We start from the raw sequence: 14,938 nt of genomic DNA, 5'->3' as shown, positions 1-14,938 counted from the left end.
GTCCATCGATCGCCGGAGTCTTGAGCTACGTCAGAGGTATGCCGGAGGCATGTCGGCGGCATGTCGGCCGGAATCTCGGTCTGATGTCGGCCGGAATGTCGAAGGTCGAAGGTCGGGGCTGATCCCGTCCTCCGGCGCCTCACAGCGGTCCGGCCGTGACGTGAGATCAGCGTTCCGTACGGGAAACAGGCGGGATCCCGACGGGTAACACCCGCCCCGCACGCTTCCCGGCATGAGTACACGGATCGTGGTGGTCGGGGGCGGGACGGCGGGCGCCCGGCTCGCCCAGCGCCTGCCGGTCACGCTCCTCGGCGAGGAGCCGCACGTCCCCTACAACAGGGTGCTGCTCGCGGACGTCCTCGCCGGCCGGTACGGCCCCGAGGTCATCGCCCTGCCCGACCCGCGCGAGCCGGCCCGGCTCGGCGTCCGGGCCGTGCGCATCGACCGCGCGGCCCGCACGGTCGAGTGCGCGGACGGCTCGCGCGTCCCGTACGACCGCCTGGTCCTGGCCACCGGATCGGCCCCCGTCCTGCCCCCGCTGCGCGGCCTGCGCGGCGCCGAGCTCCCGTCCGGCGTGCTGCCCTTCCGCACCATGGACGACTGCCTGGCGCTGCGCGCGCTCGTACGGCCCGGGGTACGCGCGGTGGTCATCGGCGGCGGTCTGCTCGGCGTCTCGGCGGCGCGGGCCCTCGCGGCGCTCGGCGCGGAGGTCGTGCTCGCGCAGCAGGCGGAGCACCTGATGGAGCGCCAACTGGACGTCGCCTCCTCCGGTCTGCTGCGGGAGCACCTCACCGCCCTCAGCGTCGAGGTCCACACCGAGTGCCGCGTCACCGGCCTCCGCGAGGAGGACGGCGCCGTCACCGCGGTCGAACTCGCCGACGGCTTCGTCCTCGACACGCGGATCGTGGTCCTGGCGTGCGGAGTGCGACCCCGCGTGGCCCTGGCCCGCGAGGCGGGGCTCGACGTCCGGACGGGCGTCGTCGTCGACGACGAACTGCGCACCTCGGACCCGTACATCCACGCGATCGGCGACTGCGCGGAACACGACGGCCGCGTCTACGGCCTGGCGGGCCCGGCCCTGGACCAGGCGGACGTCCTGGCGGAGGTCCTCCTCGGCGACGCACCCCGCTACACCGGCACCCGCGTCCTCACGCGTCTCACCCTCGGCGGCGCCGAGGCGCTCGACCTCGCCGCCTTCGGCGAGACCACGCCCGCCCCCGGCGACCACGTCGTCCAGCTCACCGACGCCACCCGGCGCGCCTACCGCAAGGTCGTCGTCCGCGGCGACCGGCTCGTCGGCGGCGTGCTGCTCGGCGACCTCGGCGCGGTCGGGACGCTCGCCCGGGCCTGGGAGGGCGACGAGGCCCTGTCCGACGCCCCGCTGCTTCACCTGCTCACCCACGACGGAGGCTCCTGAGATGACGACCCCGTACACCCCCACCATCGTGCTCGTCGGCCACGGCATGGTCGGCCAGCGGTTCCTGGAGGCGCTCGCGGACCGGGGCGTCACCGCGCGGGCGCGGGTCGTGGTGCTCTGCGAGGAGCCCCGGCCGGCCTACGACCGCGTGCAGCTGACCTCGTACTTCTCCGGGAAGACGCCCGACGACCTGTCCTTGGTCGAGGCCGGCTTCATGGAGCGGCACGGCATCGAGCTGCACACCGACGACCCGGCGGTCGCCGTCGACCGCGAGGCGCGGACGGTCACCGCCCGCTCCGGCCGGGTCCTCGCCTACGACACGCTCGTGCTCGCCACCGGCTCGTACCCGTTCGTGCCGCCCGTGCCCGGCAAGGACGCCCGCGGCTGCTTCGTCTACCGCACGATCGAGGACCTGCTCGCGATCGAGGAGTACGCGAAGGGCCGCACGACCGGCGCGGTGGTCGGCGGCGGGCTGCTCGGCCTGGAGGCGGCCGGCGCGCTCAAGGGCCTCGGGCTCGACACGCACATCGTGGAGTTCGCGCCGCGCCTCATGCCGGTGCAGGTCGACGAGGGCGGCGGCGCGGCCCTGCTGCGCACCATCGAGCAGATGGGCCTGACCGTCCACACCGGGACCGGCACGCAGGAGATCGTGACCGAGGACGGCGCGGTCACGGCGATGCGCCTGTCGGACGGCTCCGAACTGGCCACGGAGATGGTGGTGTTCTCGGCGGGCGTGCGCCCCCGCGACCAGCTGGCCCGCGACTGCGGGCTGACGGTCGGCGAGCGCGGCGGCATCGCCGTGGACGAGCTGTGCCGGACGTCGGACCCGGCCGTGTTCGCGATCGGCGAGTGCGCGCTGGCCTCGGACGGCCGGGTGTACGGCCTGGTGGCGCCCGGTTACGAGATGGCGCAGACGGCGGCCGCGGCGATCGCCGAGGAGAACCCGAAGGGCTTCACGGGCGCCGACCTGTCGACGAAGCTGAAGCTGCTCGGCGTGGACGTGGCCTCCTTCGGCGACGCGCACGGCACGGCCGAGGGCAGCCTGGACGTGGTCTACTCCGACTCGCGCTCGGGCGTCTACAAGAAGCTGGTGGTCGACGGTGACGGCGTGCTGCTCGGCGGTGTGCTGGTCGGCGACGCCGAGTCGTACGGTCTGCTGCGCCCGCTCACCGGCAGCAAGCCGCCCGTCTCGCCGGAGCAGCTGGTGCTGCCGGCGGGCGTGGGCGCGCCGGTCGCGCTCGGCCCGTCCGCGCTGCCGGACGACGCCGTGATCTGCTCCTGCCACAACGTGACCAAGCACGACATCACCCGGTGCAGCACGCTGCCCGAGGTGAAGAAGTGCACCAAGGCCGGTACGGGCTGCGGCAGTTGCGTGAAGGTGATCGAGAAGCTGCTGCCGGCGGCGACCGGCAAAGGGCTCTGCGACTGCTTCTCGTACACCCGCAGCGAGCTCTACGAGATCGCTCGCACGCTCCGTGTGACGTCGTTCGCCGCGCTGCTCGACTCGCACGGGCGGGAGGAGGCGCGGGGCGGCGAGGGCTGCGAGGTCTGCAAGCCGACCGTCGGCTCGATCCTGGCGTCCCTCGCGCCGACGATCGGGGTGGGCGGTTACATCCTCGACGGCGAGCAGGCGGCGCTCCAGGACACCAACGACCACCACCTGGCCAACCTCCAGCGCAACGGCTCCTACTCGGTGGTGCCGCGGATCCCGGGCGGCGAGATCACCCCGGAGAAGCTGATCGTGATCGGCGAGGTGGCCCGCGACTTCGGGCTCTACACGAAGATCACCGGCGGCCAGCGGATCGACCTGTTCGGCGCCCGGGTGGACCAGCTGCCGTCGATCTGGACGCGGCTCGTCGACGCGGGCTTCGAGTCGGGGCACGCCTACGGCAAGGCGCTGCGCACGGTGAAGTCCTGCGTGGGGCAGACCTGGTGCCGCTACGGCGTGCAGGACTCGGTGAAGATGGCGATCGGGCTCGAACTGCGCTACCGCGGCCTGCGCGCCCCGCACAAGCTGAAGTCCGCGGTCTCGGGCTGCGCCCGGGAGTGCGCCGAGGCCCAGTCGAAGGACTTCGGGGTCATCGCCACGGCGAACGGCTGGAACCTGTACGTGGGCGGCAACGGCGGCGCGACCCCGCGCCACGCGGACCTGCTCGCCCAGGACCTCTCGGACGCCGAACTGGTCCGGCTCATCGACCGGTTCCTGATGTTCTACATCCGCACCGCGGACCGCCTGGAGCGCACCTCGGTGTGGCTGGAGCGCCTGGAGGGCGGCCTCGACCACCTGCGGGACGTGGTCGTGCACGACTCGCTCGGGCTGTGCGACGAGCTGGAGGCGCTGATGGCGGCGCACGTCGCGGGTTACCAGGACGAGTGGGCCCAGACCCTGGACGACCCGGACCGGCTGCGCCGGTTCGTGTCCTTCGTCAACGCGCCGGAGACGCCGGACCCGTCGGTGCGGTTCGTGCCGGAGCGCGACCAGATCAAGCCGGACCTGACGGTCCTCACCATCGGCACGCGAGAAGGGGCGATGGCCTGATGATGCTCGAACTCTCCCCCACCGACGAGGCATGGCTCACGGTCTGCGAGGAGGCGCGGCTCACCCCGGGCCGGGGCGTGACGGCACTGCTCCCGGACGGCCGGCAGGCCGCGGTCTTCAAGGACCGGTCGGGACGGACGTACGCGATCGACAACCGTGACCCGTTCACGGGCGCGCAGGTGCTCGCGCGGGGGCTGGTCGGCTCGGTGGGCGGGCGCCCGTTCGTGGCCTCGCCGCTCCTGAAGCAGCGCTTCGACCTGGAGACGGGCCGGTGCCTGGACGACGACGAGGTGACGGTGGCGATCTATCCCGTGCGCCTGTCTGCGGAAGTTTCTTGACCGATCGTTCTGGATAGGCGTACGGTCATCTCGTGGCCAGGACCAAGGAATTCGATCCCGACGCCGCGCTCCAGGCAGCCCTTGAGCTGTTCTGGGCGCGCGGCTACGAGGCGACGACCATGTCGGACCTCGTCGAGCGTCTCGGCATCGGCCGCGCCAGCATCTACGCGACCTTCGGCAGCAAGCACGAGCTGTACGTGCGGGCGCTGGACCGCTACCGCGAGACCCACGACCCGCAGCTCATGGCCGAGCTGTCCGCGCCGGGCCCCGCGCTGCCGGCGGTCCGCGCCCTCGTCCGCCGCTTCGCCGCCGAGGCCGCGACGGAGGAGGTACGCCTGAACGGCTGCTTCGTCACCAACTCGGCGGCCGAACTGGGGCCGCACGACCGGACGGTGGCCCGCCGGGTGGAGCTCAGCTGGGAGCAGATCGAGACCCTGCTGCACGCCGCGCTCGTCCGTGCCCGCGCCCAGGGCGAGCTGCCGGAGGGCCGTGATCCGCGCGCCCTCGCCCGGATGCTGCTCGTCCTGATGCAGGGGCTCCGGGTGGTCGGCAAGGCGTCGAGCGACCCGGGGCGGGTGCGGGACGCGGCGGAGCAGGCGCTGGCCCTGCTGGACTGACGGACCCGGAAAGAAGGGGTGCCTTCGGGCGCCCTTTTCTTCGGCCTTCATATTGGAACGTACGGTCAAAATACAGGGGGAGACATGACCGCCACCACCATCACCGCGACCAGAACCACGCCGACGCCCGCCGCCGGCTTCGCGCTCCTCGGCGCCGTGCAGATGACGCTGATCTTCACGCTCGCCTCGCTCGCCGTGCCGCTTCCCCGGATCGGCAGCGAACTCGGACTGGACCGGGCCGAGCTCATCCTGCTCAGCGCCGCCTACGGGCTCACCTTCGCCGGACTGCTGCTCTTCGGTGGCCGGCTCGCCGACCGCCACGGCGGCCGCCGGGCCCTCACCGCCGGACTCCTCGTCTTCGGCGCCGCCTCCGCGCTCGCCCCGCTCACCAGCGGCTACGGCACGCTGCTCGCCGCCCGGTTCGGCCAGGGCCTCGGCGCCGCGCTCGTCGCGCCCGCCGCGATGGCCGTGCTGCGCGCGCTCTACCCGGCGCCCGCCGCGTACGGCCGGGCCATGGCCACCTGGGGCGGACTCTCGGTCCTCGGCGCGACCGCGGGCAATCTGCTGTCCGGGGTGATCTCGGCCGTCGCCTCCTGGCGCTGGAGCTTCGCCGTCCCGGTCGCCGTCGCGGCCGCCGCCCTCGTCCTCGGCCCGCGCCTGCTGCCGCCCACCGCCGGCGGAGGACCGCGGCGCGGCCTGGACCTGCCCGGGGCGCTGCTCGCCACCGCCGGGATCACCCTGGCCAGTTACGGACTCGTGCTGACCGACGCCCGCGCCTGGACCTCCGCCGCCGTCCTGGTCCCGCTGCTCACCGGAATCGTCCTGCTCGCCGGCTTCGCACTCGTCGAACGGCGCGCCGCCGACCCGCTCCTGCCGCCCGCGTTCCTGCGCGACCGGCGCCGCGGCATCGGGCTCGCCGCCGTCTCGCTCACCGCCTCGGGCACCGCCGGTGTCTTCGTCCTCCTCTCGCTCGGCCTCCAGCGCGGCCGCGGCTGGTCCGCGCTGCTCACCTCGGGCGCCTTCGTGCCCTTCGCCGTCGCCCTGCTCGTCGCGGGCCGCGCCGCCGGGCCGCTGATCGGGCGGTACGGGGCGGGGCGCGCCACCGCCGCCGGGCCCGCCGCCGCGGCCGTGGGCCTCGCGCTGCTCGCGGCGACCGGCCTCGACCCGGCCGTGCCCTACGCGTACGGGCTGCTGCCCGGCCTGCTGCTGCTCGCGGCCGGCGGCGCCGTCGCCTTCGCCGGAGCCGGCGTCCTCGCCACCGACGGGGTGCCGCCGGAGCGGGCCGGCCTCGCGGGCGGGGTCCTCAACACCGCGATGGAGCTGGGCCCCACCGTCGTCTTCGCCGCCGTGCTGACCCTCGGCTCGGACGCGGCGTCGCTCGCGGCGACCGCGCTCGCCCTGGGCGTGCTGGCCGCCCTGTCCTCCCGTACCGACTGACGTCCCGACCCGTCCCGGCACCGTCCCGATCCTCGACAGGAGAACCCTCATGACCTCGCGTTTCACCGACCGCACCGTCCTCGTCACCGGCGGCGGCACCGGTCTCGGCCGGGCCATCGCCCGCGCCGCCGCCGCCGAGGGCGCCCGGGTCGCCGTCGCCGGCCGCAGCGCCGCCACCCTCGACGAGACGGTGGCGCTGATCGCGGCGGCGGGCGGCACCGCCCGCGCGTTCACCGCCGACGTGACCGTCGCCGCCGACATGCACCGGCTGGTACGGGACACGGTGGCGGCCTTCGGCGGGCTCGACGTGGCCGTGAACAACGCCGGGGTGTTCCGCGGCGGCGGCCACAGCGCGGCCGACCTCCCCCTCGACGACTGGCACACCCTGCTCGACGTCAACGTCACCGGCGTGCTGCACGCGCTCCAGGCGGAGATCGGCCACATGCGCGGCCACGGCGGCGGCGCCATCGTCAACATCGCGTCCAACCTGGGCCCGCACGTCCGGATCCCCGGCGTCTTCGGCTACCAGGTCTCCAAGGCGGCCGTCTCCGCGCTCACCCGCGCCGCGGCCCGCGACCACGTCGGCGACGGCATCCGCATCAACGCGGTCAGCCCGGGCGCGTCCGAGTCCTCGATGTCGCTGCGGCCGGGCGAGACGGAGGCCGAGCGCGAGGTCCGGATGAAGGCGGAGTCACCGCTCGGCCGGATCTCCTCGGCCGAGGAGGTCGCGGCGGCGGTGCTCTACCTCGCCTCCGACGCGGCGGGCTCCGCCGTCGGCACGGACCTGGTGATCGACGGCGGCGTCTCCGCCTGACGCGCGAGCCGGGACCTCAGCCCTGACCGCCCTGGACGGCCGCAGGGTCCATCCAGAAGACCTCCCAGTGGTGGCCGTCCAGGTCGGCGAACGAGCGCCCGTACATGAAGCCCATGTCCATCGGCTCCTTCGCCGGGCTGCCACCGGCCGCCAGGGCCCGGTCCGCGAGCTCGTCGGTCTTCTCGCGGCTCTCGGCGCTCAGCGTGACGAGGACCTCGGTGGACTTGGTCGCGTCGGAGATCTCCTTGCCCGGCGCGGTGAAGGTCCGGAACTTCTCCTCGGTGAGGAGCATCACGAAGATCGTGTCGCTGACGACCACACATGCGGCGGTCTCGTCGGTGAACTGCGGGTTGATCGAGAAGCCGAGCTTCTCGTAGAAGGACTTGCTGGCATCCAGGTCCTTCACCGGCAGGTTCACGAAGATCATCTGCGGGGCCATGGTGTGCTCTCTCTTCCGTCGTGCGGTGTCGCTGCCGCTTTCGCGAGCGCTTTCGAGAGTTAAGACGGACGGCGCGGCGAGAACTCATCGCCGCGCCGGGAAGAAGTTCAGATCGTGTTGCCGGAGACCGTGGTGCCGGCCCCCAGGTCGGAGACCGCCGCCGTGCCGGCGCCCCGGCCGCTCAGGTCGTTGCCGACGACCCAGACGCCCGTGCAGGTGGAGGTCACGGCGACGGCCGCGGCCGCGGTGCCGGAGACGGTGGTGACCGAACCGATCGTGTTGCCCTGGCAGATCGTGTCGGCGGCGCCCGTGATCCGGATGCCGTACGTGGTGGCGCCGGTGACCCGGTTGCCGCGTATCGTGCCGGCGCCGGCCGCCGCGTGGACGCCGTAGTTGGTGGCGCCGGTGACGGTGTTCCCGGCGACGACGGCGCCCGTCACGTTCGTGTCCAGGCCGATGCCGTCGCCCTGGACATCCGTGACGGTGTTGTGGGTGACGACCGCGTTCGGGCACTCCTGGACGTGGATGCCCTGGGCGTTGCCGGTGTCCGTGAGGCGCACGGTGCCGGTGACGGTGTTGCGGGTGACGGTGACGCCGTCGGTCCGTGAGACGTAGATCGCGGCCTCTCCCTTGACCGACTCGACCGTGTTGCCGCTGATCGTGAGGTCGCTGTGCCGGGCGCCGTAGGTGACGGGCACGGTGTTGAACTTGGGGACGCTGACCGTGATGCCGCCGCTGCCGTCGATGTCGCGGACGGTGTTGCCGGAGACGGTGATGCCACTGAGCGCGTTGCCCTGCGGCGAGTTGAGGTAGACGCCGTGCAGGGCGACGCCGTCGATGGTGTTGTCGGCGACGACCGAGTCCTGCCAGTCGGCGACGTGCACGCCGTACGCGCCGCTCTTCTCGACGATGTTGCCGACGACGCGGATCCGGCGGTGGCTCTTGCCCTTGGCGCCCCAGTGGTCGCCGCACAGCGCGCCGAACGGCCCGGTCGTGGTGCCCGCCTTCAGCGTGCAGCCGGTGATGAGGATGTCCTCGCAGGTGGTGAGGTCGTAGGCCGGGGCGGGCAGGTTGCCCTCGGTGGCGCAGGTGATCTGGACGGCCTCCTTCGTCGTCAGGCTCGCGCCGTCGCCGGGGTGGTGGCCGTCGAAGACGCAGTTCACGACGGCCCCGTTGCGGACCGCGTTGAGCTCGATCGCGTGCGCGGAGGGCGTGTCGAGGATCGTGCAGTCCTTCACCAGGACGCCGTCGCAGTGCGCGAAGCCCATGGCGTCGCTCTGGTTGGTGTACTGGCCGCCGCGCATGTCCCAGGTGCCGCCGAGGACGGCGACGGAGCCCGCGCCCTCGTAGCCGTACACCTGCGTGACGGAGTCGAAGTTCTTCAGCAGGGCGCCGCTGTTCTTGAGGCGGAAGACCGTGGCGCCGTACGCGATCACGGTCGTCCCCGCTCCGAGCACCAGGCTGATCCCGATCGGGTACGTGCCCGGTGGGATCAGCAGCGTCGCGCCGCCCGGCACCGCCTTCACCGCGGCGAGTGCCGCCTGGAAGGCCGCCGAGTCGTCGGTGGTCCCGTCGCCCTTGGCGCCGTACGGGGCGGCGGTGACGTCCACGACCACCCCGCTGCCGGTGGCGGCGGCCGCCGGTGCGGCGCCGCCGCCCCAGGCCGCGGCGCCCACGAATCCGCCCATGGCCAGCATCAACGCGCGCCGTTCCATGCCCCGTCCCCCTCATGTCATGTCGGTATCAAGGGGAGGAGCGTACGTCAGTCGTCGATCTTCCAGCGGTAAACGGTCTGGGTGGTGCTCTCGTACGTGAGCCAGGTGCCGTCGCCGAGCGGCCGGACCAGGCTGTCGACAGGGCCCGTGGCGTACCTGACCCGTCCGCGTATCTCCAGGGTGCGGGCGTCCAGGAGCCAGGTGCCGTACTTCTCGGGGTCCTCCGCGTATTCGACTCCGGTGGTCGCGAGGACGGTGTCGGCGTCGAGGAAGCCGCAGGACCAGTCCCACGGGGACGGGTCTTCCTCACCGGCTTCCTCGCCGGCTTCCTCCGGCGCCTCCGCCTCGGCCAGGAGCGTGCCGTCGAGGGCGTGCAGCTGCAGGTCGTTGCCGTAGTGCTCGATCGTCAGGAAGCCCGGGTGAGCCGGGTGGACGTCCATCAGGATGCGGTCGACCCCCTCGTTCAGCCCGTCGTGGACCGTCAGCCGCTCGCCGTCCCAGCGGCCCCAGTAGACGAGGACACCGTCCTGCCCCATCCCGATGCCGAGACCCATGTGGACGCCGTCGGGGTGCGACAGGTGGTTCGAGCCGGCGGCGGCGCTGTCCAGCGGCAGCCGGGCCAGCTCGCGGCCGTCGGCGGCGTCCAGGACGACCCAGCACTCCGTCCACTCGTCGCCTTCGGCCCCGCCCGTCTCGACGACATGGGCCCAGACGGTCCGACCGTCGTCGGAGACCCGGCAGGAGCCGGACTCCAGACCCTGGCAGAGCTGCTGCTCGTCGCCGGTGTGCGCATGACCGAGCACCGGGCCCCAGCAACCGTGGCCGTACTCCCACAGCGTCGTGCCGTCCGCCCGCACGGCCCGCACCGCGCGCTGCCCGGAGAACACCGCGAAGGTGCCGTCCGGGCTCACCGAATGGACTCCCCGGTCCCAGCCGGGCCACGGCAGCGGGAACACCGAGACCGGGGCCCGCTCCCCCGCCAGGAGCGCGTCGAGGTCGTGGACCTCGAGCTCGGCGCCGTGCGTGAGCAGTGCTCGGCGTGCCCCGGCCGCCCGGTACTCGAAGGCGAAGCCGCCGACGAGCGCGGAGCCGCCCGGGAGCGGGAGCGCGTCGATCACCTGTGCGTCGAAGTCCATGCCCCGAAGTTAGCGCGCCCCACTGACAGCGCCCCGTCCCTCCCCCGTCGCCCGCCGGCTACGCGCGTAGCACTGCCCGTCCAGGCCGTGGCTCGATCCGCCGAGCAGCGCCGCGCCCAGCGGGGTCAGCGTGTGCAGCACCGCGTTGCCGTACCGGAGCGTGGCCACCAGGCCGGCCTCGCGCAGCACTCCGGCGTGCTGGCTCGCGGAGGCGAGCGAGACGCCCGCCCGGCGGGCCAGTTCGCTCGTCGTGCCGCCGTCGCCGATCGCGCTGAGCACGGCGGAGCGGGTGTGGCCGACGAGCTTGGCGAGCGAGGGCAGGCCGGGCGCGCGCACGGTCGGCGGTTCGCAGTGCGTGACCGGGTAGACCAGGACCGGCGGCAGGCCGGGGTCGCGCAGCACGACCGGGGTGCCGCGGCAGAAGAACGAGGGCTGGAGCAGCAGTCCGCGTCCGTCGAGGTGGACGTCCCGGTCGACGGGGTAGTCGGCCTCCAGGACGGGGCTGCGCCAGCGGAGCATCGGCGGCAGGGAGGCGAGGAGTTCGTCGGCTCCGCCGTCGAGCAGGGCCCGGCCGCGCCGGGCCCGGTCGGCCTCGAAGCGGGCCTGGACGTGCGTCCAGTACGGCTCCACGGCGGCCCGGTGGTAGCCGCGCAGGGCGTCGAGCATCCGGCCGAACGCGGCGGTGCCGCCGTCGGCGAGGGCGCGCAGCGCGGACGGCACGGCGGGGCGGCCGGCGCGGGAGGCGCCGATCAGGGCCAGTTCGGTGTGCAGCCTTACCGGGGGCGTGGCGCGGATCGCGTCAAGGCCCTCGTCGAGCCCGAGCACGCCCTCGGGCGGGGTGAGGAAGTCCGGGAAGTAGCCGCGACCCGGGACGAGCGCGGCGAGCACCCGGGTCTCGGCGCCGACCCGGGTCCGGGCCTCGGCCCGCCAGTCGCCGTAGACGACCGAGCCGCGCCGGTCCCTTAAACGGTGAAAACTGAGAATCGTTTCCCACAGAACGTCCGGCCGGGCGGCCATCCGGACGCCCGCCAAGTCGTTTCCGGTGAAATGAATCCGCAGCATGGAACCCCCACCTGTGCACTCGCAACCACCCCCGACGACGAGTATGCACAGCATCACTGCACGTTACCAGGGTGTTTCAGCCACACTTGAAAAGCCTCGCGGCGAACGGCCGGAAACCGAAAAGCTGTGGCCGTCGGACGGGAAACCTTCAGGACCGAGGTGACGCGACGAAGACCGTGGGGGGCTTTGCCGTGTCCGGCGGCGGTCGGCGAGGTTGCGGCTCACCCGCCCGACACAGTTAAAGGGCGTGGCCTCCGGGTGGGGATCCGGGGGCCGCGCCCGTCTCATTCTTTGCGAATGTTCAACGACGAATAATTCAATGCACCACTGGCACATGCAGTTGAACAAGAACTCACATTTCCCCAACGATCATGCAACGACCCGCACCGGGATCGCCGGGACGAAATACGACGGGGCGGACACCTCCGCACAAGGTGTCCGCCCCGTCTCTATGGGAAACCGGAGCCGCCGCCCATCGGTTCTGAGGGTCGGGGACGAACGGCGGCTCCGGTGGTCTTCGGGCCGATGACGGCCCGGCGGCGTCAGCGGCTGTCGCTGCCCTTCGCCTCGGCCGCCGCGCGACCGGCCTCCAGGCGCGCCACCGGGATCCGGAACGGCGAGCAGGAGACGTAGTCGAGGCCGACCTCGTGGAAGAAGTGCACCGACTCCGGGTCGCCGCCGTGCTCGCCGCAGACGCCGAGCTTGATGTCCGGGCGGGTGGCGCGGCCGGCCTCGACGGCCTGGCGGACCAGGGAGCCGACGCCGTCCTTGTCGATGGTCTCGAAGGGGCTGACGCCGAAGATGCCCTTCTCCAGGTAGGCCGTGAAGAAGCTGGCCTCCACGTCGTCGCGGGAGAAGCCCCAGACCGTCTGGGTGAGGTCGTTGGTGCCGAAGGAGAAGAACTCGGCGGCCTCGGCGATCTGACCGGCGGTCACGGCGGCGCGCGGCAGCTCGATCATGGTGCCGAGCGCGAGCTTCAGCTCGACGCCGGTCTGCGCCTGGACCTCGGCGATGACGGCCTCGGCCTCCTCGCGCACCAGCTCCAGCTCCTGGACGGTGCCGACGAGCGGGATCATGATCTCGACGCGCGGATCGCCCTTGGCGTCGATGCGCTGGGCGGCGGCCTCGGCGATGGCGCGGACCTGCATGGTGAACAGGCCGGGGATGACCAGGCCGAGGCGGACACCGCGCAGACCCAGCATCGGGTTCTGCTCGTGCAGCCGGTGCACGGCCTGGAGCAGGCGCAGGTCGTTCTCGTGCGGCTCCTTGCGGGCCTCGGCGAGGGCGACGCGCACCGACAGCTCGGTGATGTCGGGCAGGAACTCGTGCAGCGGCGGGTCGAGCAGGCGCACGGTGACCGGCAGGCCGTCCATCGCCTCGAAGAGCTCGACGAAGTCCTGCTTCTGCAGCGGGAGCAGCGCCTTCAGCGACTCCTCGCGCTCCTCGTCGGTGTCGGCGAGGATGAGCCGCTCGACGTACTGGCGGCGCTCGCCGAGGAACATGTGCTCGGTGCGGCACAGGCCGATGCCCTGGGCGCCGAAGCGGCGGGCGCGGGAGGCGTCCTCGGCGTTGTCGGCGTTGGCGCGGACGCGCAGGCGGCGGACGCGGTCGGCGTAGGCCATGATCCGGTGCACGGCCTGGACCAGCTCGTCGGCGTCGTCGGCGCCGGCGTGCATGCGGCCCTCGAAGTACTCGACGACCGGGGACGGTACGACGGGTACCTCACCGACGTACACCTTGCCGGTGGAGCCGTCGATGGAGACGACGTCGCCCTCCTCGATGACCACGCCGGCGGCGGTGGTCATGCGGCGGCGCTTGGTGTCGACCTCCAGCTCCTCGGCGCCGCAGACGCAGGTCTTGCCCATGCCGCGGGCGACGACGGCGGCGTGCGAGGTCTTGCCGCCGCGGGAGGTGAGGATGCCCTCGGCGGCGATCATGCCGTCCAGGTCGTCCGGGTTGGTCTCACGGCGGATGAGGATGACCTTCTCGCCGGAGCGGGACCACTTGACGGCCGTGTAGGAGTCGAAGACGGCCTTGCCGACGGCGGCGCCCGGGGAGGCGGCGATGCCGCGGCCGATCTGCTCGACCTTGGCGTTCTCGTCGAACTTGGGGAACATCAGCTGGGCGAGCTGGGCGCCGTTGACGCGCTGCAGCGCCTCGGCCTCGTCGATGAGGCCCTGGTCCACGAGCTGGGTGGCGATGCGGAAGGCGGCACCGGCGGTGCGCTTGCCGACGCGGGTCTGCAGCATCCACAGCTGGCCGCGCTCGATGGTGAACTCGATGTCGCAGAGATCCTTGTAGTGGGTCTCCAGCGTCGACATGATCTCCATGAGCTGGTCGTACGACTTCTTGTCGATCGACTCCAGCTCGGCGAGCGGCACGGTGTTGCGGATGCCGGCGACGACGTCCTCGCCCTGCGCGTTCTGCAGGTAGTCGCCGTAGACGCCCTGGTGGCCGGAGGCGGGGTCGCGGGTGAAGGCGACACCGGTGCCGGAGTCCGGGCCGAGGTTGCCGAAGACCATCGAGCAGACGTTGACGGCGGTGCCGAGGTCGCCCGGGATGCGCTCCTGGCGGCGGTACAGCTTGGCGCGGTCGGTGTTCCAGGAGTTGAAGACGGCCTCGATGGCGAGGTCCATCTGCTCGCGGGGGTCCTGCGGGAAGTCGCGGCCGGTCGCGCTCTTGACGATCTTCTTGAACTGCTTGACGACCTTCTTCAGGTCGGCGGCGTCCAGGTCGGTGTCGCTGGTGACCTTCTTGGCGGCCTTGGCCTCGTCGAGGGCCTCCTCGAAGAGCTCGCCGTCGACGCCGAGGACGGTCTTGCCGAACATCTGGATCAGGCGGCGGTACGAGTCCCACGCGAAGCGCGGGTTGTCGGCCTGGGCGGCGAGGCCCTCGACGGAGGTGTCGGAGAGGCCGATGTTCAGGACGGTGTCCATCATGCCGGGCATCGAGAACTTGGCGCCGGAGCGGACCGAGACGAGCAGCGGGTCGTCGGCCTGGCCGAGCTTCTTGCCCATCTGCTGCTCGAGCGCGTCGAGGTGCGCGGTGACCTCGTCGCGGAGCGCGGCCGGCTCGGAGCCGGATTCGAGGTAGACCTTGCACGCCTCGGTCGTGATCGTGAAGCCGGGGGGCACCGGCAGGCCGAGGTTGGTCATCTCGGCGAGGTTGGCGCCCTTGCCACCGAGCAGGTCCTTCAGGTCCTTGTTGCCCTCGGTGAAGTCGTAGACGAACTTCTGATCATTGATTTCCGACACGGGTCACGACTCCTCGACGACTCGGTTGGCTGCCCTGACGCCGAGGAACATACCCAGATCGAAGGCGTCTGGGGAGGTACGCCTAGCGGTCACCCGGTCTTAACCACCCGTCCGCCAGCACATCGAAAGTAACTGACCAGTAGCTTCCGCTTTCAGGGCCCGAAGCTCAT

General features: G+C 72.3%; 11 protein-coding genes. 6 read left to right on the top strand and 5 right to left on the bottom strand.

Annotated features, from left to right (window positions below):
- Positions 1 to 232 precede the first annotated feature (232 nt).
- The 6 genes from ACWEJX_RS19105 to ACWEJX_RS19080 all read left to right on the top strand — a co-directional run bounded on the left by ACWEJX_RS19105 (position 233) and on the right by ACWEJX_RS19080 (position 7,162).
- Complete coding sequence (locus ACWEJX_RS19105) at positions 233 to 1,417, top strand: NAD(P)/FAD-dependent oxidoreductase (RefSeq protein WP_451608600.1); 1,185 nt, start codon at positions 233 to 235, stop codon at positions 1,415 to 1,417.
- Position 1,418: 1 nt separating this feature from the next.
- Positions 1,419 to 3,956 (top strand): nitrite reductase large subunit NirB, encoded by a 2,538-nt coding sequence (gene nirB / locus ACWEJX_RS19100; protein ID WP_451608599.1) that lies wholly within the window; start codon positions 1,419 to 1,421, stop codon positions 3,954 to 3,956.
- Positions 3,956 to 4,294: a nitrite reductase small subunit NirD gene (nirD, locus tag ACWEJX_RS19095; RefSeq protein ID WP_451608598.1), complete on the top strand. Its 339-nt coding sequence runs from the start codon at positions 3,956 to 3,958 to the stop codon at positions 4,292 to 4,294. The genes nirB and nirD overlap by 1 nt, the downstream gene beginning before the upstream one ends.
- A 32-nt stretch (positions 4,295 to 4,326) precedes the next feature.
- Positions 4,327 to 4,911 (top strand): TetR/AcrR family transcriptional regulator, encoded by a 585-nt coding sequence (locus ACWEJX_RS19090; protein WP_451608597.1) that lies wholly within the window; start codon positions 4,327 to 4,329, stop codon positions 4,909 to 4,911.
- Between the two features lie 84 nt (positions 4,912 to 4,995).
- Positions 4,996 to 6,348 (top strand): MFS transporter, encoded by a 1,353-nt coding sequence (locus ACWEJX_RS19085; RefSeq protein ID WP_451608596.1) that lies wholly within the window; start codon positions 4,996 to 4,998, stop codon positions 6,346 to 6,348.
- Between the two features lie 49 nt (positions 6,349 to 6,397).
- Positions 6,398 to 7,162, top strand: coding sequence for an SDR family NAD(P)-dependent oxidoreductase (locus ACWEJX_RS19080; RefSeq protein WP_451608595.1), 765 nt, complete (start codon positions 6,398 to 6,400; stop codon positions 7,160 to 7,162).
- A gap of 16 nt (positions 7,163 to 7,178) precedes the next feature.
- On the opposite strand, the gene ACWEJX_RS19075 is transcribed toward ACWEJX_RS19080, so the two are convergent.
- From ACWEJX_RS19075 to ppdK, 5 genes are all read right to left on the bottom strand, one after another.
- The gene (locus tag ACWEJX_RS19075) at positions 7,179 to 7,601 is read right to left on the bottom strand and encodes a VOC family protein (protein ID WP_451608594.1); all 423 of its coding nucleotides are present in this window, start codon (positions 7,599 to 7,601) and stop codon (positions 7,179 to 7,181) included.
- Between the two features lie 107 nt (positions 7,602 to 7,708).
- Complete coding sequence (locus ACWEJX_RS19070) at positions 7,709 to 9,316, bottom strand: right-handed parallel beta-helix repeat-containing protein (protein ID WP_451608593.1); 1,608 nt, start codon at positions 9,314 to 9,316, stop codon at positions 7,709 to 7,711.
- A gap of 47 nt (positions 9,317 to 9,363) precedes the next feature.
- Positions 9,364 to 10,452: a hypothetical protein gene (locus ACWEJX_RS19065; protein ID WP_451608592.1), complete on the bottom strand. Its 1,089-nt coding sequence runs from the start codon at positions 10,450 to 10,452 to the stop codon at positions 9,364 to 9,366.
- A gap of 9 nt (positions 10,453 to 10,461) precedes the next feature.
- Entirely contained in the window at positions 10,462 to 11,514 is a 1,053-nt protein-coding gene (locus ACWEJX_RS19060; protein ID WP_451608591.1) for a helix-turn-helix domain-containing protein, read from the bottom strand.
- A gap of 542 nt (positions 11,515 to 12,056) precedes the next feature.
- The gene (gene ppdK, locus ACWEJX_RS19055) at positions 12,057 to 14,768 is read right to left on the bottom strand and encodes a pyruvate, phosphate dikinase (protein WP_451608590.1); all 2,712 of its coding nucleotides are present in this window, start codon (positions 14,766 to 14,768) and stop codon (positions 12,057 to 12,059) included.
- Positions 14,769 to 14,938: the final 170 nt, after the last annotated feature.

The sequence above is a fragment of the Streptomyces sp. NPDC004788 genome (assembly GCF_053601115.1).
The sequence above is the reverse complement of the archived record's forward strand: the minus strand, read 5'-3'. Positions and strand labels throughout refer to the sequence as shown.

Coding starts and splice junctions, on each gene's coding strand:
- ACWEJX_RS19105 (WP_451608600.1), top strand. CDS start 233: ATGAGTACACGGATCGTGGTGGTCGGGGGCGGGACGGCGGGCGCCCGG.
- nirB (WP_451608599.1), top strand. CDS start 1,419: ATGACGACCCCGTACACCCCCACCATCGTGCTCGTCGGCCACGGCATG.
- nirD (WP_451608598.1), top strand. CDS start 3,956: ATGATGCTCGAACTCTCCCCCACCGACGAGGCATGGCTCACGGTCTGC.
- ACWEJX_RS19085 (WP_451608596.1), top strand. CDS start 4,996: ATGACCGCCACCACCATCACCGCGACCAGAACCACGCCGACGCCCGCC.
- ACWEJX_RS19080 (WP_451608595.1), top strand. CDS start 6,398: ATGACCTCGCGTTTCACCGACCGCACCGTCCTCGTCACCGGCGGCGGC.
- ACWEJX_RS19075 (WP_451608594.1), bottom strand. CDS start 7,601: ATGGCCCCGCAGATGATCTTCGTGAACCTGCCGGTGAAGGACCTGGAT.
- ACWEJX_RS19070 (WP_451608593.1), bottom strand. CDS start 9,316: ATGGAACGGCGCGCGTTGATGCTGGCCATGGGCGGATTCGTGGGCGCC.
- ACWEJX_RS19065 (WP_451608592.1), bottom strand. CDS start 10,452: ATGGACTTCGACGCACAGGTGATCGACGCGCTCCCGCTCCCGGGCGGC.
- ACWEJX_RS19060 (WP_451608591.1), bottom strand. CDS start 11,514: ATGCTGCGGATTCATTTCACCGGAAACGACTTGGCGGGCGTCCGGATG.